This window comes from Sandarakinorhabdus sp. (assembly GCF_987265915.1).
Genome location: NZ_OZ503948.1, coordinates 2803260 through 2826704, shown reverse-complemented (window position 1 = coordinate 2826704; position 23445 = coordinate 2803260). Strand labels below are relative to the sequence as shown.

Here is a 23445-nt window from a genome sequence, read left to right as displayed (position 1 = left end):
ATGCGCGGGTTGCTGCTCCTGCTGTTGTGGCTGGCCGCGCCGGCTGTTGCGCAGCCGGCGCCACTAGCGTCAGAGCAGGACATCGCCCGGCCGTGCCGCGAAGCCGCCGAGGCCCGCCCGCCGCAGCGTCGCCAGATCGCGCGCTGTGATCGCACGCTGCGCGAATCCGCCACGCCGCCGCCGCTGCGTCTGGCGATGCTGATGAACCGCGGGATTGCGCTGCTCAATGCCGGCCGGCCGGACGCTGCCGCGGCCGATTTCGATCTGGCCATCAAGGCCGCCCCCGGTCTGCCCGAAGCCTGGATCAACAAGGGGGTGGCGCTCACCCGGCTGCCCGGCCGCAGCGCGGAGGCGGTGGCGCTGATCAGCCACGGGCTTGCCATCGGGCCGAAAGACCCGGCACGCGCCTATTTTGCCCGGGCCCAGGCCCATGAAGGGGCCGGCCAATTGCGCGAGGCGATGGAGGATTTTGCCGCCGCCGCCCGCGCCGATCCGGACTGGCCGGCGCCCGGTGAGGAACTGAAACGCTTCCGCATCGAGCGCCGGAAGGTGTTGCGGGGCTAGTTACTCCGCAGCAATGGCCAGCGAATCGCCCGCGCCCACCGCGGCGATATCCACCTTGCGCGGCTTCTTGTGCTCGGGGATTTCGCGGAGCAGATCGATGTTGAGCAAGCCGTTTTCAAAGCTCGCGCCGATCACCTTGATGGTGTCGGCCAATTGGAAGCGGCGTTCGAAGGCGCGCTTGGCGATGCCGCGGTGCAGGAACACGCGCTCCGGCGCGTCGCTGTCGTTCGCGGCCTGGCCGGTGACGAGCAAGGTGTTTTCCTGCACAGTCAGGTCAAGTTCCTGACGGGCAAAGCCGGCCACCGCCATCTGGATGCGGTAGCTGCCTTCGCCGGTCTTTTCGATATTGTATGGCGGGTAGGCATCACCGGCATCGATGCGACCGGCATATTCCACCAATCGGTTGAGATTTTCGAATCCGATGGACGAACGCAGCAACGGCGAAATATCAAATCCACGCATGGCAAGTTTCTCCTCTGGTAAGCCAGCTGGCCCCGCCCAAACCGGGCCGGGGATTGCCGGCGTGCCCCTTGGCCCCGCCGGCAACGCCAATCTGGGTTCGCTGCGGCCGCTTTCAAGAGGACCGGGCGCCCTGCGCGGCCAGCTGGACCTGCTGTATCGCGACACGCTGGCCTGCGGTGCGGCGGCGCGGACCTGGTTCGAAGGGCCGGGGCTGGCGTGGCGGGCGGGCCAGCCGCCGCCTGCGCAGGCCGCCGCCGCGCTGGAAAGCCTGGGCGTCACGGCCCGCCTGCTGGCGGTGATGACCTGGCTGCTGGATCCGGCGCATGTCGGCACGCCCACCCGGTTGCAGCCTCTGCGCCATCAGGAAGCCTTGTTGTTTTCGGACGATCACCCCTTGGCAGCAACGCCGGGCGGTGCCATCGCGCGGGTCAGCCGGCAGGTGCTGGCGCGGGCCGAAGCGCTGTCGGCCCTCTATGGGGAAACGCCATGAATCCGTTCCATCTCGCCATTCCGGTTGATGATCTGGCCGCCGCCCGGCATTTCTATGGCGAAGCCCTGGGGTGCCCGGAGGGCCGGTCGTCCGATACCTGGATCGATTTCGATTTCCACGGCCACCAGTTGGTCGTGCACCGCGCGCCCAAATCCGCCATCCACCGCAATCCCGTTGATGGCGACAGCGTGCCGGTGCCGCATTTCGGCCTGGTGCTGGATTGGCCGGCCTGGGAAGCGCTGGCCGCGCGCATCGCGGCGGCCGGGTTCACCTTCGAATTGCCGCCGCATATCCGCTTTGAAGGCAAGCCCGGCGAACAAGGCACCTTCTTCCTGTTCGATCCAGCCGGCAATGCGCTGGAGTTCAAGGCGATGCGCAACCCGGAAAATCTGTTCGCCAAACAGGCCTGAAGCGGCGCCGGCCGGGAGGGCATGGTGCCACACCCGGCTAACATCGGCGCTGGCCTGCGCTACACGGAGCGGATGCGCGCCGAAACGCCCTTTGCCCCCCCCTTTGCCCCCGCGGTCCAGCCCTTCATTGCCGGTCCGCTGCCGCTGGCCGATGCGGCGCCGATCCTGTGGGCGCGTGGGTTGGCCAAATCGGTGCCGGCGGCCGGGGGCCCGCGCCAGCTGTTCTCTGGCCTCGATCTGGCGGTCGCCGCCGGTGAAGTGGTGGCGATCACCGGCGAATCGGGGGTCGGCAAATCGACTTTGCTCAACATCATCGCCGGGCTGGACACGCCTGATGCCGGCGAAGTGCGCATCGCCGGCCAGGATGTGGCGCGGCTGAACGAGGCCGCCCGCGCGGCCTTGCGCTGCCGGCAACTGGGCTTTGTGTTCCAGGCCTTCCATGTGCTGCCGCACCTCGATCTGGCGCGCAATGTCGCGCTGCCGCTGGCGTTGGCCGGGGTGGCGCAGCGTGAGGCGCTGGCCCGCGCCGAAGCCATGCTGGCCAAGGTGGGCCTGGGCGGGCGCGGCGGTGATTGGCCGGCGGCGCTGTCGGGCGGCGAATTGCAGCGCATCGCCATCGCCCGCGCGCTGGTGCACGCACCGCCGCTGGTGCTGGCCGATGAACCCACTGGCAATCTCGATCCCGAAACCGCTCGGCGCGTGCTCGATCTGCTGATGCGCCAGGCCCGCGATGAAGGCGCCGCCGTGCTGATCGTCACCCACAGCGAGATGGTGGCCGCCGCCGCGACCCGCGCGGTGCGGCTGACCGCTGGCGGGCTGGCGGCTGGCACCACGCTTGCCGCCTGAACGCGCGCGCATGAACATCCTGCCTGCCCCGACGCGCTGGCTGCTGGTTGGCGAATGGCGCGCGCAGCCGCTGCGCATTGCGGTGGCGGTGCTGGCGATTGCCGTGGGCGTGGCGCTGGGCTTTGCCGTGCATCTGGTCAACAGCGCGGCGCTGGCCAGCTTTGGCCGGGCGGTCGCCAGCGTGCAGGGCCGCGCCGATCTGTCGGTGCGGGCGCGCAGCCCGACCGGCTTTGACGAGGCGCTGTATCCGCGCATCGCCCGATTGCCGGCGGTGGCCGCCGTCAGCCCGGTGGTGGAGCTTTCGGCCAGTTGGGGCGCGCTGGCGCGGCCGGGTGCGCCCAAGGTTGAGGGCGGCCGCTTCACCCTGCTTGGCATCGACATGCTGCGCGCGGCGCGGGTGACGCCGGGGCTGGCGGCGCCATTGGCGGCCAGCATCGGCGGTAGGCCCGTGTGGGGCGGCGATCCGCTGTGGCTGTCACCGGCGCTGGCCAAGGCGGCCGGCGTGAAGGTGGGCGACATGTTCGGCTTCACCGCCGCCGGCACGCAGGTACGCTGGAAAGTGGTGGGCCTGTTGCCGGGCAGCGAAGACGCGCGGCTGGCGGTGATCGACATCGCCGGCGCGCAGTGGCGCTTTGCGCAAATGTCCCGGCTGCAACGCCTCGATCTGAAACTGGCCGAAGGCGTCGATGCCGATGCCGCCCGTCGCGCCATCACGGCGGCGCTGCCGGCCGATGCGGTGCTGGCGACACCGGAGGATGAAGCCAGCCGCGCCGATGCGCTCAGCCGCGCCTATCGCGTCAATCTGGGCATGCTGGCGCTGGTCGCGCTGCTCACCGGCGGGTTTCTGGTATGGTCGGCGCAAGCCTTGTCGGTGGCGCGGCGGCAGCCGCAGTTCGCACTGCTCAGCGTGCTGGGCCTGCCCCGTAGCGGCCTGGTGCGGCAATTGCTGATCGAAGGCCTGGCGCTGGGCCTGGCCGGCGCGCTTTTGGGGGTCGGCCTCGGCTATGGCCTGGCCAGCCTGGTGGTGGCGCAGTTCGGCGGCGATCTGGGCGGCGGATATTTCTCCGGCGCCAATGCGAGCCTTGCGTTTCCGCCGTTGGCGGCGCTGGTGTTCGGCGGGCTGGGCATTGTCACCGCGCTGGCCGGCAGCCTGGCCCCGGCACTGAACGCCGCCCGGCAAAGCCCGGCCGCCGCGTTGAAGGGCATGGGTGAACGTCCCGATCCGGCGCGGCCACCGCGGGCCTGGCCGGGGCTGGCGCTGTTGGCGGCGGGCGGCGTCGCGGCGCTGGGCCCGCCTTTGTGGGGCCTGCCGATCCTGGGCTATGCGGCGATGGCGCTGCTGCTGGCGGGCGGGGTGGCGTTGATGCCGGCGCTGGTGCGCGCCCTGCTGGCGCCGCTGGCGCGGGCGGGCAGCGGGGTGCCGGCCGTCGATCTGGCGGTGCGGCGGCTGTGGGGTGTGCCACAGGCGGCGAGTCTGGCGCTGTCGGGCATTGTCGCCTCCACTGCGCTGATGGTGGCGATGGCGGTGATGGTGGCGAGTTTCCGGCAGAGCGTCGATGATTGGCTGGTCGCGGTGCTGCCGTCCGACCTCTATCTGCATCTGGAAGCCGCCGATGCTGGCGGGCTCTCGCTGGCCGATCAGGCGCGGCTGGCAGCGGTGCCCGGCGTGACCAATGTGCGGTTTCAACGCGTGCAGACGATCCGCCTTGATCCAGAGCGCCCGGCGGTGGCGTTGATGGCGCAAGGCGGGGCTGCATCGGTGCCATTGGTTGCCAGCACAACCGCGCCGCCGCCGCCGCGCAGCACGGCGGCGCTCATTTCCGAACCTCTGGCCTGGCTTTATGACTGGAAGCTGGGCGAGGTGCACGGCGTGGTGATCGGCGGCGTGCAACGGCGGCTCTATGTGGCGGGCATCTGGCGCGATTATGCCCGGCAATGGGGCGCGCTGATGCTGCCGATCGCGGATTATCGCCGCTTTACCGGCGATGCCAACGCCAGCGAAGCCGCGTTCGATCTGGCCGCCGGGCAGGATGCCGGCCGGGTGCAGACGGCGTTGCAGGCAGCGCTGCCAGCGGCGATGGTCGGCCAGGCGCAGTTCGGCCGGCCGGCCGAAATGCGCAAGGTGGCGCTGCAGATCTTCGACCGCAGCTTTGCCGTCACCTACGCGCTGGAGGCCATTGCGATCCTCATCGGCCTGGCTGGGGTCGCGACGAGCTTTTCGGCGCAGGTGCTGGCGCGGATGCGCGAGTTCGGCATGCTGCGCCACATCGGGGTGACGCAGCGGCAGATTCTGGCGATGCTGGCGTTGGAAGGTAGCGGGCTGGGGCTGCTCGGTGCGCTGGCCGGCTGCACGCTGGGGCTGGTGATGGCGCTGGTGCTGGTGCGGGTGATCAACCCGCAGAGCTTCCACTGGACGATGGACCTGGCGCTGCCGTGGCCGGTGCTGGGCGGCCTGGTGGTGGCGCTGTTGGCCTGCGCGGCCGGCACCGCCGTGGTGGCCGGGCGGCGGGCGCTGGGCCGGCAGGCGCTGCTGGCGGTGCGGGCGGATTGGTGATGCGCTTGCTTGCCTTGCTGCTGATGGTGCCGCTGTTGCTGGCGGCGACCTTCGCGCCGGTGCGGCCCGGAGTGCCGCTGCGCTTTCCGGCCGATCATGGCGCGCATCCGGATTTCCGCACCGAATGGTGGTACATCACCGGCTGGCTCGACACGCCGCAGGGCAGACGAGGCTTTCAGATCACCTTTTTCCGCACCAAACCCGATATCGACACGCCAAATCCATCGGCGTTCGTGCCGCGGCAGGTGATTTTTGCCCATGCCGCGCTGGCGGACCCCGGCCATGGCCGGCTGCGCCACGCCGCGCGCATTTCGCGGGCCGGATTCGGGCTGGCGCAGGCGCGGGTGGGCGACATGGATGTGGCCGTGGATGATTGGCGGCTGTTCCGGGGCCGCGATGGCCGCCTGCACGCGCATGTGGCGGGCGACGGCTATGCGCTCGATCTGGCCTTCACACCCACCCAGGGCGTGATCATGCAAGGCTTGGCCGGCTACAGCCAGAAAGGGCCGGACCCGAAGGAGGCGAGCCATTATTATAGCTGGCCGCATCTGAAGGTTGCGGGGCAGCTGGCCGATGGCGACGGCCGGCGCGCGGTGACCGGCCAGGCCTGGCTGGACCGGGAATGGTCCTCCACGCTGATGAACGCGCGCGCGGTCGGTTGGGACTGGCTGGGCCTCAACCTGGACGATGGCGGCGCGCTGACCTTGTTTCGCATGCGTGATGCCGGCGGGGCTGCGCTGTGGGCCGGCGGCAGCCTGCGCGATGCTGCCGGGCGCCTGACCGTGCTGGGCCGCGATGATGTGCGCTGGCAGGCGGCGGGCTGGTGGCAAAGCCCGCGCAGCAAGGCACGCTGGCCGGTGCGGCCGGTGGTGGAATATCGCATTGGTGGCGCGTGGCGGCGCATTGCCGTGCAGCCGCTGATGCCGGATCAGGAGCTCGACAGCCGCAGGGCCGGCGGCCCGCTCTATTGGGAAGGCGCGGTAACGGTATCGGGCGGGCGCGGCTATCTGGAATTGACCGGCTATGGCGCGCCGCTGAAGATGTGATATCGAGCCGAAGCGGGCAGGCGCAGTGGCAGCGTGGCGGGAATCAACACATTGAACGAACAGCATCCGGCGATCATCGCCCCCGAATTTGCGCCCGCCGCGGGCCCGCGTGGCCTGTGCACCGATTGCGGCGTGTCGCGCACCGCCACTCCGAATGATTGTGGCACCGCCTGCCAGTTCATCAAGCCCGATTATGCGGCGATGGAGGCCAAGGTGCATGGCCGCACGCGTGACGAGAGTCGGCCCGACGAACTGTTCTTCGGCCCGTTCCAGCGCATGGCGCGTGCCCGGCTGAAACAGCCATCGGCAGGCGCGCAATGGACCGGCATCACCAGCCGGCTGGGTGAGCGGCTGCTGGAAACTGGCGCGGTCGAAGCCGTGCTGACCATGGCGCCGGACCCGGACGACAAGTGGCGCCCGCGCCCGGTGATTGTGACGAAGCCCGAAGCCATGGCGCAGGTGCGCGGCATGCGCATGGGCTATGCGCCGCTGCTGGCGCTGCTGGAACCGGCGCGCGCCGCCGGCTTCAAGCGCATCGCCATCATCGGCATCCCCTGCCAGATTCATGCGCTGCGCCGGCTGGAGGCCAAGCTGGGCTTCGAGCGGATTTACGTGATCGGCACGCCCTGCAGCGACAATACCACGACCGAGAATTTCCACGAATTCCTGGCGCTGCTTTCTGACCAGCCGGACAGCATCACCTATCTGGAATTCAAGGCCAATTATCATGTCGAGCTGCGGTTCGACGATGGCCGCTCCAAGGAAATCCCGTTCCTGATGCTGCCGCTGTCCGATCTGCGGCCGGATTTCTTCCCGCTCACCTGCCGGACCTGCGTGGATTACACCAACAGCCTGGCCGATATCACAGTCGGCTATATGGGCGGCACCGGCGAACAATGGCTGCTGGTGCGCAATGATCGCGGCGCCGAACTGCTCGGCCTGCTCGGCGACGAGGTGGCGCTGTCGGAGCCGGAGGACAATGGCAAGCCGGATGGGAGCAAACGCGCCGGCCCGGTAAAGGGCTTCATGGCCAACACCGAACGCGCCGCCGGTGGCCTGCCGCTCAGGCGCATGCCGAAATGGGTGCGGCCGATCGTCGGCGCGCTGATGCCGATCGTCGGCCCCAAGGGCAAGGAATTCGGCCGCACCCGCGTGGAGATGAAGGCGATCGAAACCATCCTGCACCTGCGCCGCGAAGCGCCGGCGATGATGAAGAACATGATCCCGCCGCACGTGTGGAAATTGGTGGCGCGCTATGGCTTGACGCCGGACAAGGGCGAGACGCGCGACGGCTGAGGCGACGCGCGCGCACATGCGTCTTGCCTGCGGCTGGCGAGCCTGACATTGCGCTGACCTGTCAAAGAGCAGACGCCTGGAGCCTTGCCTGCGCCTTGCGGGCCACCCGGCAGCAGTTTTGACGCTATTGACGAATGGGTCGGGATTGCGCGTTGTTTTTACGGGCTGTTTTCATTTTGCACTGTCATGTCCGCGTCTGACCAGACAACAACAGCATGATGACAGGCTTTGCCCCTGTAGGACAGGCCGGCACTCGCTTGTCGGCCTTGCACAGGGCAGCACAAGGATGTCTGGCAGGGGGGTGGATTGCGGAACGGCAGGTGTTGGATCGGTAAATCCAATAGCCTCAGTCCATGTTCTTGCGATAGACTTACGTCATGGATGATCCCCTTGAAGCTGTTATCGAATTGCTGAGAGATCAGCACGGTATTCCAGAAAGAAGACTCCGGCCATCGGCCCGTCTGAGCCATGACCTGGGAGTGGATGGAGACGATGTGTCTGATCTGCTTTCAGAAATTCACGAGCGGTTCGAAACGGATTTTTCCGCGCTCGAAGGGCAGTGGAGCGAGTTTTTCGGGACCGAGGGGATTTCTCCCAAATCCATGCTCTTTGCTGTTCTGCTGATGATAGCTTCTGGCGCTGCCACACTCTGGATCGCGGCATTCTTCAATCTCTCCAGCGCGGTTACGGGGGCCATCACTATTGCCTTGTTCTTTGGAAGCTGGGTTATGTTCGGCGTGTTGTTGCCTGGAAAGCCGAAACGTCCAGTGACAATTGCCGGACTGGCCGAAGTGATAAGATCCGGCGCGTGGCCGGCTGATCCATCGAAAGTCCGCTGAATCAGCACAAGTGCGAGCCGTTAAAGGTCCGCAACTGTGGCGCAACCCGCCATTCCGGCTCACGTCACCCCGGACTTGATCCGGGCAGACGAAGCGGCAAGTGGCGGGCGGCGAGGCCTTGTTGCTGCAACCGCCGCCGGGTCAGGCCGGCCCGCTCAGTGTATCGAACCATTCGCGGATCTTTGGCACGGCCTGCAACACCGATGCGCCATGATCATAAGGGCCGAGCGGAGCCAGGCTGATATTGCCGCCCAGTGCTTTCGCTTGGGCGTGGAAATGGCGGGAATCCTGCGGCGACACATCAAGATCGCGGTCCCCATAATAGAGCCGCAGCGGCGCGGCCGGTCGCCATTGCCAGGCCTGATTTTCGGCGAGCGCTGTGGTGAACCAGTTCGGCCGCCCGGCCTTGATGTCGGCGAGGATTTCGGGGCGGAACAGGTCGGCCGGATCGGCGGGCAGGGCAGCGGCAATGGCATCGACGCTGTGATCGCCATCGAACAGGCCGGGCACCAGCGCCGCGTAGCGCGGCACGAACAGGCTGCCCAGCGGCCGGCGATATTGCACGGCGTATGAATGCGCCAGATAGCTCAGATACAGCGCATGCTTGTTGGCGAGGGCATAGGGCACGCTGATGCCGAGCAGATCAAACGCGCCGGCGATCGAAGCTGCCGCCTTGATGCGCACGCCCGCCATGGGCGCGGCTTCCAGCGCGCGCTGCACCACGGCCACGGAAAAGCCGCCCTGGGAGAAGCCGACCAGATAGAGATCGGGCGAAAAGCGCAGCTGCATGGCCGCCGTTGCCGCCTTTGCCGCGATGATCAGGTCGCGCGCGGCATTGGCGGTGGCCTGGCCGTGCACATAGGCCTGGCCGGCGCGGGATTGGCCGAGGCCGAAATAATCCGGCGCCAGCAACATATAGCCGCCGCCGGCAAACACCGCCGCCGGCAACAGGCCCTCCTGCGCGCCGGGCGATGAGGGCGAATCCGATCGGTCCGGGCTGGTGCCGTGCAGATACATCACCGTGCCGAGCGGCGCTGCCCCGCCCAGAACCGCATATGGCAGGCTGATCAGGCCCGAGGCTTCGACCGGCTGTCCGGCCAGTTCCGACCAGTAACGGATGCGGAACATCTCGGCGCCGTCCACGACGGGCGTCGGGCCGGGCAGATCGGCCCACCACAACAACGCCTTCCACACCAGCTGATTGTGCCCGCCGAGGCGTTCCACCGAGATGATCCTGCCCGGGTTGCGCCTGCCATCACCGATGCGGCTCACATCCGCGTACGGCGGCGGCAAGAACCACCACCAGAGCAAAGCGGCCGCCACTGCGGCACAAGTGATGGCCAGAAGCAGCTTTCGCATCGAGCTTTGCACCTGTTGCTGGAACGGACCGACTGTAACCTCGGTTCGGCCACCATGTCAGGGCAATATGTCGAACGCGCAAGCCGGCGGGGCGCGGGAACCTTCGTTTGGTTGCGGGCTTGTGAGGGACAGAGGCAATCGGCTTCGCGCCAATTGCTGCCAGAAACGAAAGCCAATCCCATCATGAAAACCACAACCCTCGCCCTCGGCGCAGCCCTTTTGCTCGCCGCCCCCGCTTCGGCGCAGCAGCCGCAATCCGGCAATTTTCTGGAACAATTGCTGGGCGGGATGTTCGGCAACAACAACCAGGCCGCCGAACAGACGCTGGAATCGGATTGGAACCAGGGCGAACGGCCGTTCGAACGGCGCCGGCCGCAGCTGGATGCGCGCATCGATGCCGCGGTGCGGGACGGTTCGATGAGCCGCACCGAAGCCGATTACATGCGCCGCGAATATGACGATATCGTCCGGTTGGAGGCGCAGTACGGCGCCGATGGCCAGATTTCACCGCAGCAGCGCAGCGACCTGCGCACGCGTTATCGCGCCTTGAGCCAGCGAATCGGCGGCCAGGGTGGTGCTCCGGGTGGCGGGCAGACCAGCTATCCGAATGATGGCAACTGGCAGCCGCTGTCGCAGCAGAACGGCCAGTTCGAACAGCGCCTGGCCACGGCGTTGCGCAACCGCAGCCTCAGCCAGGCCGAAGCCACGCGCCTGCGCGCCGATTGGCGGGCGCTGATGCAGGTGGAGGCGCGCTATCAGTATAACGGCATCGATGCCAACGAGCAGGCCGATCTGTGGGCGCGCTACAACGCGATCGACAATCGCATCGGCGGTCTGGCAACCGGTGGCTTCGGCAATGATCGCAATATGCAGCGCTGGACTCAGATGGCAACGCGGCTGGCGGCGGCGCAGCGGGCCGGCCGGATCAATACGGCCCAGGCGGCGCAAATCCGCGTGCAGATGAACGATCTCGAACGGCTGGATACCGCTTATGCCCGGGGTGGCTATGGCACGGAACAGCGCAATTACCTGATGCGGCGCTATGGCGAGCTGGATGCGGCGCTGGGCTATCGCCGGTAAGGCGCAGACCGGTTGGGCGGATCAGAGCCCCACCGCCTTGACCGTCAGATCCCACAGCCGTTCATTGCGCGCGTCATTCGTCCCGCGCACCGACAGTTTCTGCGCAAACGCCTGGCGGCCTTCCTGTTGGCGGTTGCCCCAGCTCCAATGCACGCCGGATTGCGTGGCAAAGGCCGGATCGGCGACCACTTGCGCGGTGCGCTCGCCAGCGAGCGGCTGGGAGACATAGCCCTTGGTGATGTTCTTCTGGAACCAGGGGAAAATCTTCTGAAAGGCCGGCGGCGTGTGGCGGAACAGCGGCGTGTCGGCCACGCAGCCGGGATAGAGCGTGTTGAAGATGATCCCGGTATCGCCCCAGCGCTTCTGGAATTCGCGGTTCATGATCATGCAGGCGAGCTTTGAGTCCTTGTAGGCCTTGCCGGGCTTGAACGGCTTGCCGTCGATCATGGCAATCGGCGCCCGGAAGCCGGCGGCGAGGCCCGCCAGATCGCCGAGATCGGCCGGCGCCGGAATTGGCACCTTGCCGCCGAATTCTTCGCTGTTGGCGGTCACCGTGCCCAGCGTGATCAGGCGCGCCGGGCCACCGTTTCGGCCATGCGCGGCCTTCAGATCATCCAGCAACAGGTGCGCGAGCAGGAAATGCCCGAAATAATTGGTGGCGACGCTGATTTCAAAGCCTTCGGGGCTGCGCTGCGGTTCGGTGGCGCGCGGCAGATAGACGGCAGCGTTGAGCAGCAGCGCATCCAATGGCAGGCCAAGCGCATGGAAATCATCGGCAAAGCGGCGCACGCTGGCCTGGCTGCCCAGATCGATGTGCAGGATGCGGCGCGAATCGGCGGGAATGCCGGCTTCAGCCGCGGCCGCTTCGGCCTTGGCGAGATCGCGGCAGGCCATGATCACCAGCCAGCCACGGGTTGCCAACGCCTTGGCGGCCCACAGGCCGACGCCGGAAGAGGCACCGGTGATGATGACCACGGATTGGGCGGACATGACAAACTCCATCGAATATCGGACAATTTTGGTCTTTTGACTTAAAGCAAGGGGCGCGGCAAGACTTTGCAAATGCAGCCGCTCGATGATGTTCTCGCCCGCGTCAACCCGCCGATCACACCGGCCCTGGTGATCCGCCGCGCCACACTGAAGGCCAATCTGGCCGCGATGCAGGCGGTGTGCGATGCGCACGGGGTGCGGCTGCGCGCCCATGGCAAGATGCACAAGTGCAGCACTTTGGCCGTATTGCAAGTGGCGGGCGGCGCGGTCGGCCTGTGCTGCCAGACGGTGGGTGAAGCCGAAACCTATGTGCGCGCCGGCATCAATGATGTGCTGGTGACAGCGCCGGTGCCGCCCTGGGGTTGGCCGCGGCTGGCGGCGCTGGCGCGGCTGGCGCGCGTCGGTGCGGTGCTCGACAGCGCAGCGCAGGCCCGCGAAGCCAGCGTGGCGGCGCTGGCAGCCGGCGCGGTGCTGGATGCCTATGTCGATATCGATCCCGGCATGGGCCGCGCCGGGGTGGCCCCCGATCAGGCCGGCGCGCTGGCCCAGGTGCTGACCACGCTGCCCGGCCTGCGTTACGCCGGGGTGCAGGCCTATTGCGGGCATCACCAGCATCTGTTGCCGGCCGAACGCGCCGCAGCGCATGTGGCGTGGACAGAAAAGCTGCGCTGCGTGGTCGAGGATTTGCGCAGCGCCGGCCTGGCGCCGGGGCAGGTGACCGGCGGCGGCACCGGCACCGCGGCGATGGATCTGGCGGCGGGGCTCTATACGGAAATCCAGCCCGGCAGCTATGCGCTGATGGACGTTGAATATGGCGATCTGGGCGATCTGCCGTTTGCCCCGGCGCTGTTCCTGGCCGCCAGCGTGGTATCGGCTCGCCATGCCAGCCATGTCACCTGCGATGCCGGGCACAAGGCGCTGCACCCCAACGGCCCGGCGCAACGCGTGGTGGTGCCGGCCGGCAGCCAGTATCGGCCGATGGGCGATGAACATGGCGCCATCATCCCGCCCGGCGGGGCGGTGGAGGGCGGCATCGTCTGGCTGCAACCCGGCCATGTCGATCCCAGCGTGGCCCTGCACGATGCATTTTTCGTGGCGGATGATGATGGCACACTGGAACGCTGGGCCATCGATGCGCGGCGTTCAAGTTTATAGGGGTCCAGCCTGTGACCTGGAAGCTCGGTATCATCGGCGGATCGGGCCTTTATGCCATCGACGGGCTGGTGGATGCGCGCTGGGTGTCGGTGGAATCGCCATGGGGTGCACCGTCTGACGCCATTCTCACCGGGCGGTTGAGCGGCATCGAGGTGGCATTCCTGCCGCGCCACGGCCGCGGGCATCGCGTCGCGCCCGGCGATTTGAACGTGCGCGCCAACATCGATGCGCTGAAACGCCTGGGCTGCACCGATGTGCTGGCGGTGTCGGCAGTGGGATCGTTGAATGCCGCCATGGCGCCCGGCGATTTCGTGCTGGTCGATCAGTTCATCGATCGAACGAAAGGCCGGCCGGGCAGTTTCTTCGGCACCGGGCTGGTGGCGCATGTGCCGATGGCCGATCCCACCTGCCCGCGCCTGTCAGGCCTGGTGGGTGATGCGGTGGCGGCGGTTGGCGGCACGTTGCATCGCGGTGCCACCTATCTGGCCATGGAAGGCCCGGCCTTTTCCACCCGCGCCGAAAGCCGGCTGCACCAGGGCTGGGGCTGCGACCTGATCGGCATGACCGCGATGCCCGAAGCCAAATTGGCGCGCGAGGCCGAGCTGCCCTATGCGCTGCTGGCGATGGTGACGGATTATGATTGCTGGCATGACGGTGCCGACGTCGATGTCACCGATATCATGGCGGTGATGCACGGCAATGCCGCGTTGGCCCGTGCCAGCCTCATCGCGCTGTGCGCCAGCCTGCCGGCCACGCGCGCGCCCAGCCCGATCGATACCGTGCTGGATGCCGCGATCATGACCGCGCCCGCAGCGCGCGATCCGGCGCTGCTGGCGAAGAACGAAGCCATATTGGCGCGCTGGCTGACAAAAGGGCGCACTGGCTGACGCAGCGCTGTCTGCTATCGCTGACACCTATGGATCGCATCACCATTTCCACCCCGGCCGGGCCGGTATCGGCGCTGCAGGCTGGCTCTGGCATGCGCCTGCATTTCGCGCACGCCACCGGCATGAATGCGCAGCTCTATGCGCGGATGCTGGCGCCGCTGGCGGGCGATTTTGCCATCACCATCAGCGATGCGCGCGGCCATGGCTTCACCGGCCTGCCCAAGGACCCGGCGGCGCTGACCAGCTGGGATGAATTTGCCGCCGATCTCGATATGCTGCTGGGCGTGATCGATGCCGGCGGACCATGGCAGTTGGCCGGCCATTCGATGGGGGCGGCGGTGTCGCTGCTCGCGGCCGCCATGCGCCCGGATCGGGTGGTGGGCCTGGTGCTGGTCGATCCGGCGATGCTGCCCTTCGAGGTCTCGGCGCTGGTGCGCGCCGGCCAGGCGATTCCCAATCCGATGGCCGATCAGGCCGCCAAGCGCCGCGGGCTATTTCCCAGCCGCGCTGCTGCCCGCGCCGCCTATCATGGCCGCGGCGTGTTCCGCACCTGGTCTGACGACGATCTCGATGCCTATCTGGCTGGCGGCATGGTGGAGACGGCCGAGGGTGCCGAACTGGCCTGTGCGCCGGCGTATGAATCGGCAACCTTCCGGGCGGTTTCGCCCCATATCGAGGCGGCGCTGCACGCCATCACCTGCCCGTTCATCCTGCTCGCCGGCGAAAATGGCTCGACCGTGCAGGCCGGCGAGCTCGCCGCCTTTGCGGCCCACCCCGCTTGCCTTGGCGCCAGCCGCATCGCCGGCACCACGCATTTCCTGCCGCTGGAACGCCCCGAACTGGTGCGCGACGCGATTCAGGCGGTCAGTTCGGCGGCTGCTTCGGCACAGTGAACCGGCCGGTGACGCGGCCACCGGGGTTGGCGGCGGAGCGATTGTCGAAGCTGCTGGTGCGGGTGTTCAAATTCCACACGACGCGCGCGCCTTCCAGGTGGTTGCCATCGCGGTCCATCTTGACGTTGCCCAGCAAGGTGACCAGCCGGCCCTTCACATCGTAAATACCGCTATTGGCGGTGGCGCGCATATTGTTCTGGCGCAATCGCACATTGCCCAGCGCGTCGAGCCGCTGCACCTGCGGGTTGCCGCTGCTGTCCTTGGCATAGCTGATGCGGACGCGATCGGCATTCAGCGTCAGGCTGCCCTGGCGTATCACCACGGCGCCGGTGAAGATGGCTTCATTCTGATTGTCGGCAATGTCGATCCGGGCGGCATCGACATCGATCGGCGCGCCGCTGTCGAACATTTGCGCCAGCGCCGGTGTGGCAGACATCAGCAACAGGCAGAAAAGAGCTCGCGTCATGTCTATCCTCTGGCGCTGCGCTGGTTGATGCGCAAGTGCACATTGCCTATCAGCGACACACTGTTGCCAGCCAGATCGCCGTTCATGCGATCGGCACGGAAATTGCCCATCGGCAGCTTGCCCGTCACCGGCGTCTGCGTGTTGACCCGGCGGCGCTTGAGATCGACGAACACGGTATCGGCATCAAGGCTGTAGCCGCCATCGGATCGCAGCGCGACCGGGCCGGTCACCTCCAGACGGTCTTCGCCCAGAAAATAGCGGCCGGAAGGCGCCGTCACCTGCGCCGGCCCATCACGGCCATCGAGTTCGGCGCGCAGCGTTGTAAGCTCGACGATGGGCACGGCGCTGGATTTCTGCACGGCGCTGCCGGCGGAAATGGCAAAGGCTTCGCCCGCTGTGGTCTTGCCGCGATATTCGGCGCGGTTCACCCGCAGCCGTTCGCGCGACACCGCCACCTTGTCCTTGTCGAGCAGGAAGGAAAATTCCTGTACGCTGAGCAACGGCCAGATCAATATGGCCATGCCGAGCACGAAGGCCGCCGCGGGCAGCAGCCATTTCAACACGGTCATGTGCCGATCATGGCTGCTGCCGGGCAGGGCGGCGCGCTGCCGCCGGGTCATCAGCGGCGCTCTGTCGGCCGGCAGGGCAAGTGGCGGTATGGTCACGCGGTCAAGCCTTCTGCGGCACCGTTACAAATGCGCGAAAATATCCTGTTCGGGCCAGCCCTTGAGATCAAGTTCGCAGCGGGTGGGCAGGAAATCGAAACAGGCGTTGGCGATGGCGGTGCGGCCTTCGCGCGCCAGCCGGTCCACCAGCACGGTGTGGGCGCGGTGCAGATAGCGCACATCGCTGGCGGCATATTCCTTCTGCGCTTCGCTGAGTTCGCCAGCGCCCCAATCCGATGATTGCTGCTGCTTGGAGATATCGACCCCCAGGGTTTCGCGCAGCAGATCCTTCAGGCCATGGCGATCGGTGTAGGTGCGCACCAGTTTCGATGCGATCTTGGTGCAGAACACCGGGGTCGCCCACACGCCCAGATATTGGTGGATCACCGCAACATCGAAGCGCGCGAAGTGCATCAGCTTCAACCGCGCCGGATCGGCGAGCACGGCCTTCAGATTGGGCGCGTCATAGTGGCCGGGGGTGAAGCGCACGAGATGTTCGTCGCCGTGGCCATCGCTGATCTGCAGCAGGCAGAGCCGGTCGCGGTGCGGGTTCAACCCCATGGTTTCGCTGTCAACGGCGACAGGGCCGGGGGCGAGCACGCCAGCGGGCAGGTCCCCTTCGTGAAGATACACAGTCATGGGGCCGCGTTAGCAGGGGTGGGGCGGCCTGTCACTCGATTGGCGGCCAGCGCGGACGGCAGGGGACAAGCTGCCGTTCGAGCGCGGCCGGGCCACGCTTCGCCGCGCACCCGGCAACCATCCGCCGCGCGGCTGGTTGGCAACAAGCCGGCGCTGACCTGGCCAATTTCCGGAGACAAGCGATGCCGCCGACGAACCGCATGGAGCCTGGCCAGACGGACGTGCCACAGCCGCCGATGCAGCCCGAAGTGCCGCAGCCCGCGCCCGCGCCGGAAATTCCGACCGCGCCGCTGCCCGAACCTCATCCGCCAATGCCGGCGCCCATCGCGCCGCAAGCGTGAGCGGTCGGCCAGCATGCCCTCCGGCCGCTGATTATTGTGTTCGCGTGCCCCTGAAACTGGCACAACCGCCCCATGGTGGCCGCTGCCGATCTGCCGGAGGTGAAGGCGTTGCTGATCGCCGCGGCGCGTGTCGAGCGTGACCTGTCCTATTCGGAAATGCTGCTGGCGCTGGGCTATCGCTTCAGCCGGCCGAAAATGCGCAGCCTGTGCCGGCTGCTCGATGCCATCGATGCCGAAGGCCGGTTGGCGGGTGAGCCGGAACTGGCCGTGCTGGTAGTGCGCGAATCGGATCGGTTGCCGGGGCAGGGCTGGTGGGTCGGCCGGCGCGATGCACCGGCGGACTGGACCGGGCCCGGCGCGCGCCAGTTTGTGGCGTCACTCCAGGCCCGGGCGTTTGCCTATTGGCGGGATCAATGAGGGTTGGGACGATTGTCTTCGCGATAGGTATCGCGCACCGGCTGTGAGGGCTCGGCCCGCTGCGGCGGCGGTTCGCGGCGCGGCGGCGGCGTGAAATCGCGCTGTGGGCGCGGTTCGGGCGCCGGCCGGGCCTGCATTGTCGGTGACGGCGCCATCGCGCCGCCCACCGCCCCTGACAGGCCGGCAGACGGACGGTCGCCCTGCACCGGACGGCCGCCGCCATTCCAGTTCCCGCGGCGCGGATCATTGCCCATGGCATTGCCGGGCTGGCCATCGCGGCGACCATAACCGTTCCAGCCCTGCGGCGGTCGTTGCGCTTGGCCGGTCAGATCGCGGCCGATGGCGCCACCCACATTGCCCGGCTGGCCCTGACGGGGGTTGCCGTTCCAGCCATCGCGGCGCGGATCATTGCCATTGTTGCCGTTCCAGCCTTGCGGCGGCCGCTGCGGCTGCCCGGTCAGGTCGCGGCCGATTCGATCGCCGACGCTGCCCGGCTGGCCCTGACGGGGATTGCCGTTCCAGCCATCACGGCGCGGATCGCGGCCCCAGCCGTTACGGCCATCGTTCCGATAGCCCCGTGGGTCATAGCCATAGCCCTGGCCATAACCGCGCCCAAAGCCAACGCCTGGTCCGCGCCAGCCCCAGCCGCGATTCCAAGGCTGGTTCCAGCCCCAATAGGGCGTGTGCTGCCAATGGGTGCGGCCCCAATAATTCACGCCATAATTCCATGGCAGGATGCCGCCGCCAAAGCGCGCGGCAAACAGGTTGCCGCGCGGCACCCACACCCACGACGGGCCATACCAGCTGCTCCAATTGTCATAGCCCCAGCCCGCGCCAAAGCCGACGCCGACATTCCAGGCGATCTGTGGCGGGATCGGCGCCCAGCCGACCACCTCGTCGGCTTCGCGCCACGCCACCCAGCTTGGGCCCCAATTGGTGCCGGGCACCCATACCCAGCCGATCGCCTGATCAAAGCCCCAGCGGCCATAATGATCGGTCGCCCAGCCCCACGGATCGGCCGACAGCCAGAAGCGATTGTCCAGCCACTGCCCGTTGACATAGGGCCGCCAGCCCTGCGGCGCCGCCGGCTGGAACGCCTGGCCCCAACGCGTCTGCACCCAGCGGCCATATTGCGCCAGCGGCTGGTAGAACACGTCCACGCCGGGCACGTCTTCCGGCCCCCACAGCGCGCCGGGCTGTGCGGGCCAACTGGTGGCGTATCCGCCCATCACCGGCTGATAGCCATCGTCATAGGATGGTGCCTGCCCGGTGACAGCGCCTGGATAGGCGCACGCCCCAAGGGAAAGGGCCAGCATCAAGGCAAGCGATCGCGGGAACATTGGCAGCACGGCCTTTCACCAGAGAATGGCCACGATGTCGCACAGGCCGGCTGTCGCCAGCATGAATGTTGCAGCGCTGCGCGGTCAGCCCAGCGCCCGCCAGCCGACATAGAGTGCAGTGGTGATCACCATCACCGCGAACAGCCGGCGAGCCAGCGCCGCGCGCTTTGCCAGCCGCGGGGCCAGGCTGTGTGCGGCGATCACGCCGATGATGCCGCCTGCCGCCATCGCGATCAGCGCCGGCCCATCGACGCGACCCGCCACGGCATAGGTGCCCGCCGTTGCCACCCCGAACACCAGCACCGACACCAGCGACGAGGCCGCGGCATTGGCCAGGGTCATGCCGGTGGCCGCCATCAGGCCGGGCACGATCAGAAAGCCGCCACCAATGCCGAAAAAGCCGGCGGCGAGGCCCACAACCAACCCGACTGGCAGCAATTTGCCGATCATGGCGGCATCGATGTGCACATCGGGATTGCCCGCGCTGCGCGCCGGGCGCAGCATGGCGAGGCCCACCGCCAGCATCGCCACGGCAAAGGCACCGAGCAACGCCTGGCCATCCATCTGCTGCGCCAGCGCAGCGCCGGCCAGCGATCCGGCCAGGCCCGCCCCGGCAAAGCTGAGCGCGCAGGGCCATTTTACCGTGCCGGCGCGCGCCTGCACCGCAAGATTGCCAGCCGCGTTCAGCGCCACGGCCGCTGCCCCCGTGCCGATCGCCACATGGGGATCGGCGATGCCGACCACATAAAGCAACAGGGGCGTCGCCAACACCGATCCGCCGCCGCCGAACAGGCCGAGCAACAGCGCAATCAGCGCGCCGCCAGCAACCGCGGCCGGCAAACCCAGAGCGAACGACGCCTCCACCGGATCAGGCCGCCACTTGGTTCCACGGCATCACGGCCAGCAATCGCGCCATGCCGCACCATCCCGACACCCCGGCAAAGGTAAGGCCCGCGCCGACAAAGGCTGACAAGCCGATCCACGCCGGCGCCACTGCCAGGCTGAGCCCCACGCCGGCCAGCACCAGCACGCCGGCCGCGATCTGCACCTGCCGCATCAGCGGCATGGCGCGGGCCGCATCCCGCCCGGCCACACCCAGCCCGGCCTTTGCCCAGGCATCGACTCCGCCGGCCAGCAGATGGACATGGCCGGGCCGCCCCAATGCCGCGAGACGCAAGTCATTTGCAGTGGTGCGCCGGCCGGTCTGGCAGGTGAACAGCAATTCGACATCGGTGCCACAGGCCAGCGGTCCGGCATCGGGCAGGGTGAGCGGGCGCGACAGCGATGCCGGGATATGCCGGGCGGCAAATTCGTCGGGCTCGCGCACATCAACGATCATCGCCTTGCCCCGTTCGAGCAGGATGGCGGCATCGGCGGGCGAGATTTGCGGCAACATGGGCTTCATCCTGTTGGTCAGGCGGGCAGAAAATGCCGGCCAGGGTGGTGATCACCGCCAGAACGGCGGGATCGGCAATGCGGTAATGAACAGCGAGCCCGTCGCGGCGGGTGGCCACCAGGCCTTCGGCGCGCAGCAGCGCCAGATGCTGGGACAGGGCGGATTGCGACAGGCGGCTGGCGATCTGCCCCACCTGCAGTTCACCGGCGGCCAGCTGGCACAGCACCAGCAGGCGTGAATCATGCGCCATCGCCTTCAACAGGCGCGCGGCCGCCGCGGCCGATGTTTCGAAGCGGGCAAGATCATCCGGGCTCATGCGATCAATATATGAGTTGATTCTAATTTAGCAAGGACTAATATAGTCAGGAAAGGAACGCCCCATGATCCCGACTCCAACCCGCCGCCCCGCCCCGGAGGTCACCCCGATCTTCGATGCGGCCACCAACACCTGGACCTATCTGGTTGCCGACCCCACCACGGGCGCCGCGGCGATCATCGATGCGGTGCTGGATTATGAACCGAAAGCCGCCACTGTCTCCCACGCCGGCCTTGAGCGCCTGCTGGATATGGTGGCGCAGCGCCGGCTCAGCCTGAAATGGGTGATGGAAACTCATGCCCATGCCGATCATCTGGCCGGCGGCCACTGGCTGCGGGATCGCAGCGGTGCGCCCCTGGTGATCGGTTCACACATCAAACAGGTGCAGCAGGTGTTTGCGCCGCGGTTCGGCCTGGATGACATGGCTACCGATGGCCGCCAGTTCGATGTGCTGGTGGAAGATGGGGCCACCCTGCCGCTCGGCAATCTGACCATCCGCGTGCTGCGCACGCCGGGCCATACCCCGGCGTGCGCCACCTATGTGATCGGCGATGCGGCGTTCGTGGGGGACACCCTGTTCATGCCGGATTATGGCACGGCGCGCTGCGATTTCCCCGGCGGCGATGCGGCGACCCTGCATGCCTCCATCACCCGGATCCTGGCCTTGCCGGCCGATACAAGGATCTTTGTCGGCCATGATTATCTGCCGGCCGGCCGTAGTGATTATCGCTGCGAAACCACGGTGGCGGCGCAGAAGGCCGGCAATATCCACGTGCATGATGGTATCGATGCCGCCAGCTTCGTTGCCATGCGCCAAGCGCGCGATGCGACGCTGGCGCCGCCGACGCTGATCCTGCCCAGCCTGCAAGTGAACATCGCCGCCGGTGAACTGCCGCCAGCCGACACACAGGGCCGCCGGTTTCTGCGGCTGCCGCTGACATTGCTGTAAATTGTCTGGAGAACGCCCACGCTGGCTCCCCGGGCAGGATTCGAACCTGCGACCAGTCGATTAACAGTCGACTGCTCTACCGCTGAGCTACCGAGGAACAGCGTGGGAGCGCTCCCTTAGCGGCGCCTGCCGGGCTTGCCAAGCGGATTTGCGGGCATTTGCCGCCGTGGCGGATCAACTGGCGAACTGTTCCAGGCTGATGCGGTCGTCCAGGGCATATTCCGGATCGAACATCAGAGTCAGGTTGATGTCGCGATCAATGCCCACCTTCACGTGGGCCACATCGCGCACTTCCATCTGATCGGCGACGGCCGATACCGGGCGCTTGCGGGATTCGCGCACTTCGAATTCGATTCCGCTGGCACCGGGCAGCAGCGCGCCGCGCCAGCGGCGGGGGCGGAACGGCGAAATCGGGGTGAGGGCCAGCAGATCGGATTCCAGCGGCAGGATCGGGCCATTGGCCGACAGATTATAGGCGGTGGAGCCGGCCGGCGTGGAGACCAGCACACCGTCGCAGATCAATTCTTCCATGCGGGTCTTGCCATCAATGGCGATGCCGATCTTGGCGGCCTGGCGGGTTTCGCGCAGCAGCGAGACTTCGTTGATCGCCGGGAAGGACACGCTGCGCCCCGATGCGGTCGTGGCGGTCATCATCAGCGGGTGCAGGGTGAAGCACTTGGCGGCCTCGACACGGGCCAGCAGATCCTTGGCGCGGAAATCATTCATCAGGAATCCCACCGTGCCACGGTTCATGCCGAACATCGGCTTGGGATCCTGCAATTGCAGGGCTTCGTGCAGGCAATGCAGCAGGAAGCCATCACCGCCCAGCGCCACCACCACATCGGCCTCGCGCACGGGCACGAATTCATGGCCGGCGCGCAAGGTTTCGGCGGCGGCGCGCGCGACATGGCTGTCGGATGCCAGCAGTGCGAGTTTCATTGATATCCCCCCGATTGCCCCAAATCGCCGGCGCTTACCCGCCGGTCATGCTCATGTGGCGGGCCACTGCTGGCCGCGCGCCGCGCCGATCGATGACGAAATCATGGCCCTTGGGCTTGCGCGAAATGGCTTCATCAAGCGCGGCATCGATGGTGGCTGCATCGTCGCCTGCCCAGATCCCTTCACGCCGCACCACGGCGCGCAGATCGGCCTGATCATCCTGGCCCAGGCACATGTACAATTGCCCGGTCGCGGTCAGCCGTACGCGGTTGCAGCTTTCGCAGAAATTGTGAGTCAGCGGGGTGATGAAACCCAGTTGCAGGCCGAGCTCCTCGACGTGGACATAGCGGGCCGGCCCACCGGTGCGGTGCGGCAGATCGGTGAGGGTATAGCGCTGCGCCAACTGCCGGCGCACGGTGGACAGCGGCAGATACTGGTCCACCCGGTCTTCGCCAATCTCCCCCAAGGGCATGGTTTCAATGAGGGTTAGATCATGGCCGCCCTGCGCCGCGAACTGCATCAGCGCTTCGATCTCATCGGCGTTTTCGTGCGCCAGCGCCACGGCGTTGAGCTTGACCTTCAGCCCGGCAGCGGTGGCGGCAGCGATGCCATCGAGCACTTGCGGCAGCCGGCCCCAGCGGGTGATGCGGGCGAATTTTTCCGGATCGAGCGTATCGAGGCTGATGTTCACCCGGCGCACCCCGGCGGCAAACAGGGCCTCGGCATGGCGCGTCATCTGGCTGCCGTTGCTGGTCAGCGTCAATTCCTCAAGCGCGCCGCTTTTCAGATGGCGGCTTAAGCTTTGCACCAGATCGATGATGCCGCGCCGCACCAGCGGTTCACCGCCGGTCAGCCGCAGCTTGCGCGTGCCGCGCCGGATGAAGGCCGAGGCGATGCGATCGATCTCCTCCAGGCTCAGAACCTCGGATTTGGGCAGAAACTGCATGTCTTCGGCCATGCAATAGACACAGCGGAAATCGCAGCGATCGGTGACGGAGACGCGCAGATAGGTGATGGCGCGGCCGAACGGATCAATCAGCGGCGGCGCGGCAAGCCGAGCCGTCGGCAGCGTCGCAGGCGCCATGGTCGCAGGCCGATCACCAAAC

Annotated in this window: 27 protein-coding genes and 1 tRNA gene; 15 read left to right on the top strand and 13 right to left on the bottom strand. The window is 67.2% G+C overall.

Translation table 11 applies throughout. From position 1 onward, the window contains the following. Positions 1-564 carry a tetratricopeptide repeat protein gene (locus AC6UUM_RS13460; protein ID WP_500802777.1) on the top strand — a complete coding sequence of 188 codons (564 nt, stop codon included), beginning with the start codon at positions 1-3 and terminating at the stop codon, positions 562-564. On the opposite strand, the gene AC6UUM_RS13455 is transcribed toward AC6UUM_RS13460, so the two are convergent. After that, positions 565-1026 carry an Hsp20 family protein gene (locus AC6UUM_RS13455; protein ID WP_500802776.1) on the bottom strand — a complete coding sequence of 154 codons (462 nt, stop codon included), beginning with the start codon at positions 1024-1026 and terminating at the stop codon, positions 565-567. Between the two features lie 61 nt (positions 1027-1087). Between AC6UUM_RS13455 and AC6UUM_RS13450 the strand changes: the two genes are divergently transcribed. The 7 genes from AC6UUM_RS13450 to AC6UUM_RS13420 all read left to right on the top strand — a co-directional run bounded on the left by AC6UUM_RS13450 (position 1088) and on the right by AC6UUM_RS13420 (position 8507). Next, the gene (locus AC6UUM_RS13450) at positions 1088-1516 is read left to right on the top strand and encodes a DUF1465 family protein (RefSeq protein WP_500802775.1); all 429 of its coding nucleotides are present in this window, start codon (positions 1088-1090) and stop codon (positions 1514-1516) included. Further along, positions 1513-1926 carry a VOC family protein gene (locus AC6UUM_RS13445; RefSeq protein WP_500802774.1) on the top strand — a complete coding sequence of 138 codons (414 nt, stop codon included), beginning with the start codon at positions 1513-1515 and terminating at the stop codon, positions 1924-1926. The genes AC6UUM_RS13450 and AC6UUM_RS13445 overlap by 4 nt, the downstream gene beginning before the upstream one ends. A gap of 21 nt (positions 1927-1947) precedes the next feature. Further along, positions 1948-2772, top strand: coding sequence for an ABC transporter ATP-binding protein (locus AC6UUM_RS13440; protein ID WP_500802773.1), 825 nt, complete (start codon positions 1948-1950; stop codon positions 2770-2772). Between the two features lie 10 nt (positions 2773-2782). Further along, the gene (locus tag AC6UUM_RS13435) at positions 2783-5326 is read left to right on the top strand and encodes an FtsX-like permease family protein (RefSeq protein WP_500802772.1); all 2544 of its coding nucleotides are present in this window, start codon (positions 2783-2785) and stop codon (positions 5324-5326) included. After that, complete coding sequence (locus AC6UUM_RS13430) at positions 5326-6372, top strand: lipocalin-like domain-containing protein (protein ID WP_500804978.1); 1047 nt, start codon at positions 5326-5328, stop codon at positions 6370-6372. The genes AC6UUM_RS13435 and AC6UUM_RS13430 overlap by 1 nt, the downstream gene beginning before the upstream one ends. Before the next feature lie 33 nt (positions 6373-6405). Further along, on the top strand, positions 6406-7668 hold the full coding sequence (locus AC6UUM_RS13425; RefSeq protein ID WP_500802771.1) for a Coenzyme F420 hydrogenase/dehydrogenase, beta subunit C-terminal domain: 1263 nt from the start codon (positions 6406-6408) through the stop codon (positions 7666-7668). A 377-nt stretch (positions 7669-8045) separates the two neighbouring features. Then, positions 8046-8507 (top strand): hypothetical protein, encoded by a 462-nt coding sequence (locus AC6UUM_RS13420; protein WP_500802770.1) that lies wholly within the window; start codon positions 8046-8048, stop codon positions 8505-8507. Positions 8508-8648: 141 nt separating this feature from the next. On the opposite strand, the gene AC6UUM_RS13415 is transcribed toward AC6UUM_RS13420, so the two are convergent. Then, complete coding sequence (locus tag AC6UUM_RS13415; protein ID WP_500802769.1) at positions 8649-9866, bottom strand: alpha/beta hydrolase family protein; 1218 nt, start codon at positions 9864-9866, stop codon at positions 8649-8651. A 183-nt stretch (positions 9867-10049) separates the two neighbouring features. Between AC6UUM_RS13415 and AC6UUM_RS13410 the strand changes: the two genes are divergently transcribed. After that, entirely contained in the window at positions 10050-10946 is an 897-nt protein-coding gene (locus AC6UUM_RS13410) for a hypothetical protein (protein ID WP_500802768.1), read from the top strand. A 21-nt stretch (positions 10947-10967) separates the two neighbouring features. Here AC6UUM_RS13410 and AC6UUM_RS13405 read toward each other — a convergent pair whose 3' ends face one another. Next, complete coding sequence (locus tag AC6UUM_RS13405; protein WP_500802767.1) at positions 10968-11936, bottom strand: protochlorophyllide reductase; 969 nt, start codon at positions 11934-11936, stop codon at positions 10968-10970. Positions 11937-12008: 72 nt separating this feature from the next. Here AC6UUM_RS13405 and AC6UUM_RS13400 point away from each other — a divergent pair, with 72 nt between their 5' ends. From AC6UUM_RS13400 to AC6UUM_RS13390, 3 genes are read left to right on the top strand one after another with little or no spacing between them, the layout of a single operon-like run. Further along, the gene (locus AC6UUM_RS13400) at positions 12009-13091 is read left to right on the top strand and encodes an alanine racemase (RefSeq protein WP_500802766.1); all 1083 of its coding nucleotides are present in this window, start codon (positions 12009-12011) and stop codon (positions 13089-13091) included. An 11-nt stretch (positions 13092-13102) separates the two neighbouring features. After that, positions 13103-13978, top strand: a complete 876-nt coding sequence (mtnP, locus tag AC6UUM_RS13395; protein WP_500802765.1) for an S-methyl-5'-thioadenosine phosphorylase — start codon at positions 13103-13105, stop codon at positions 13976-13978. Positions 13979-14007: 29 nt separating this feature from the next. After that, positions 14008-14871, top strand: a complete 864-nt coding sequence (locus tag AC6UUM_RS13390) for an alpha/beta fold hydrolase (protein WP_500802764.1) — start codon at positions 14008-14010, stop codon at positions 14869-14871. On the opposite strand, the gene lptA is transcribed toward AC6UUM_RS13390, so the two are convergent. The 3 genes from lptA to AC6UUM_RS13375 all read right to left on the bottom strand — a co-directional run bounded on the left by lptA (position 14843) and on the right by AC6UUM_RS13375 (position 16641). Further along, entirely contained in the window at positions 14843-15337 is a 495-nt protein-coding gene (lptA, locus tag AC6UUM_RS13385) for a lipopolysaccharide transport periplasmic protein LptA (protein ID WP_500802763.1), read from the bottom strand. The two genes, AC6UUM_RS13390 and lptA, sit on opposite strands and share 29 nt — an antisense overlap. 2 nt (positions 15338-15339) lie before the next feature. Beyond that, positions 15340-15957, bottom strand: coding sequence for an LPS export ABC transporter periplasmic protein LptC (gene lptC / locus AC6UUM_RS13380; protein ID WP_500802762.1), 618 nt, complete (start codon positions 15955-15957; stop codon positions 15340-15342). 69 nt (positions 15958-16026) lie between these two features. Beyond that, positions 16027-16641: a ribonuclease D gene (locus AC6UUM_RS13375; RefSeq protein ID WP_500802761.1), complete on the bottom strand. Its 615-nt coding sequence runs from the start codon at positions 16639-16641 to the stop codon at positions 16027-16029. 182 nt (positions 16642-16823) lie between these two features. On the opposite strand from AC6UUM_RS13375, the gene AC6UUM_RS13370 reads away from it, so the two are divergent. Both AC6UUM_RS13370 and AC6UUM_RS13365 read left to right on the top strand, forming a co-directional pair. Next, entirely contained in the window at positions 16824-16982 is a 159-nt protein-coding gene (locus tag AC6UUM_RS13370) for a hypothetical protein (RefSeq protein WP_500802760.1), read from the top strand. A gap of 72 nt (positions 16983-17054) precedes the next feature. Then, positions 17055-17399: a ribose-phosphate pyrophosphokinase gene (locus tag AC6UUM_RS13365; RefSeq protein ID WP_500802759.1), complete on the top strand. Its 345-nt coding sequence runs from the start codon at positions 17055-17057 to the stop codon at positions 17397-17399. Here the strand turns inward: AC6UUM_RS13365 and AC6UUM_RS13360 are convergent. From AC6UUM_RS13360 to AC6UUM_RS13345, 4 genes are all read right to left on the bottom strand, one after another. Next, entirely contained in the window at positions 17393-18715 is a 1323-nt protein-coding gene (locus tag AC6UUM_RS13360) for a DUF6600 domain-containing protein (RefSeq protein ID WP_500802758.1), read from the bottom strand. The two genes, AC6UUM_RS13365 and AC6UUM_RS13360, sit on opposite strands and share 7 nt — an antisense overlap. Before the next feature lie 108 nt (positions 18716-18823). Further along, complete coding sequence (locus AC6UUM_RS13355; protein WP_500802757.1) at positions 18824-19603, bottom strand: sulfite exporter TauE/SafE family protein; 780 nt, start codon at positions 19601-19603, stop codon at positions 18824-18826. A gap of 4 nt (positions 19604-19607) precedes the next feature. Next, positions 19608-20135, bottom strand: a complete 528-nt coding sequence (locus AC6UUM_RS13350; protein ID WP_500802756.1) for a rhodanese family protein — start codon at positions 20133-20135, stop codon at positions 19608-19610. Further along, complete coding sequence (locus AC6UUM_RS13345) at positions 20068-20451, bottom strand: ArsR/SmtB family transcription factor (protein ID WP_500802755.1); 384 nt, start codon at positions 20449-20451, stop codon at positions 20068-20070. Before AC6UUM_RS13345 ends, AC6UUM_RS13350 begins: the two co-directional genes overlap by 68 nt. Before the next feature lie 64 nt (positions 20452-20515). Here AC6UUM_RS13345 and AC6UUM_RS13340 point away from each other — a divergent pair, with 64 nt between their 5' ends. After that, complete coding sequence (locus AC6UUM_RS13340) at positions 20516-21400, top strand: MBL fold metallo-hydrolase (RefSeq protein WP_500802754.1); 885 nt, start codon at positions 20516-20518, stop codon at positions 21398-21400. Positions 21401-21422: 22 nt separating this feature from the next. On the opposite strand, the gene AC6UUM_RS13335 is transcribed toward AC6UUM_RS13340, so the two are convergent. From AC6UUM_RS13335 to moaA, 3 genes are all read right to left on the bottom strand, one after another. Then, positions 21423-21497 (bottom strand) — tRNA-Asn (locus AC6UUM_RS13335). A gap of 77 nt (positions 21498-21574) precedes the next feature. Then, complete coding sequence (locus tag AC6UUM_RS13330; protein WP_500802753.1) at positions 21575-22339, bottom strand: NAD kinase; 765 nt, start codon at positions 22337-22339, stop codon at positions 21575-21577. 34 nt (positions 22340-22373) lie between these two features. Further along, positions 22374-23423 (bottom strand): GTP 3',8-cyclase MoaA, encoded by a 1050-nt coding sequence (gene moaA / locus AC6UUM_RS13325; RefSeq protein WP_500804977.1) that lies wholly within the window; start codon positions 23421-23423, stop codon positions 22374-22376. Positions 23424-23445: the final 22 nt, after the last annotated feature.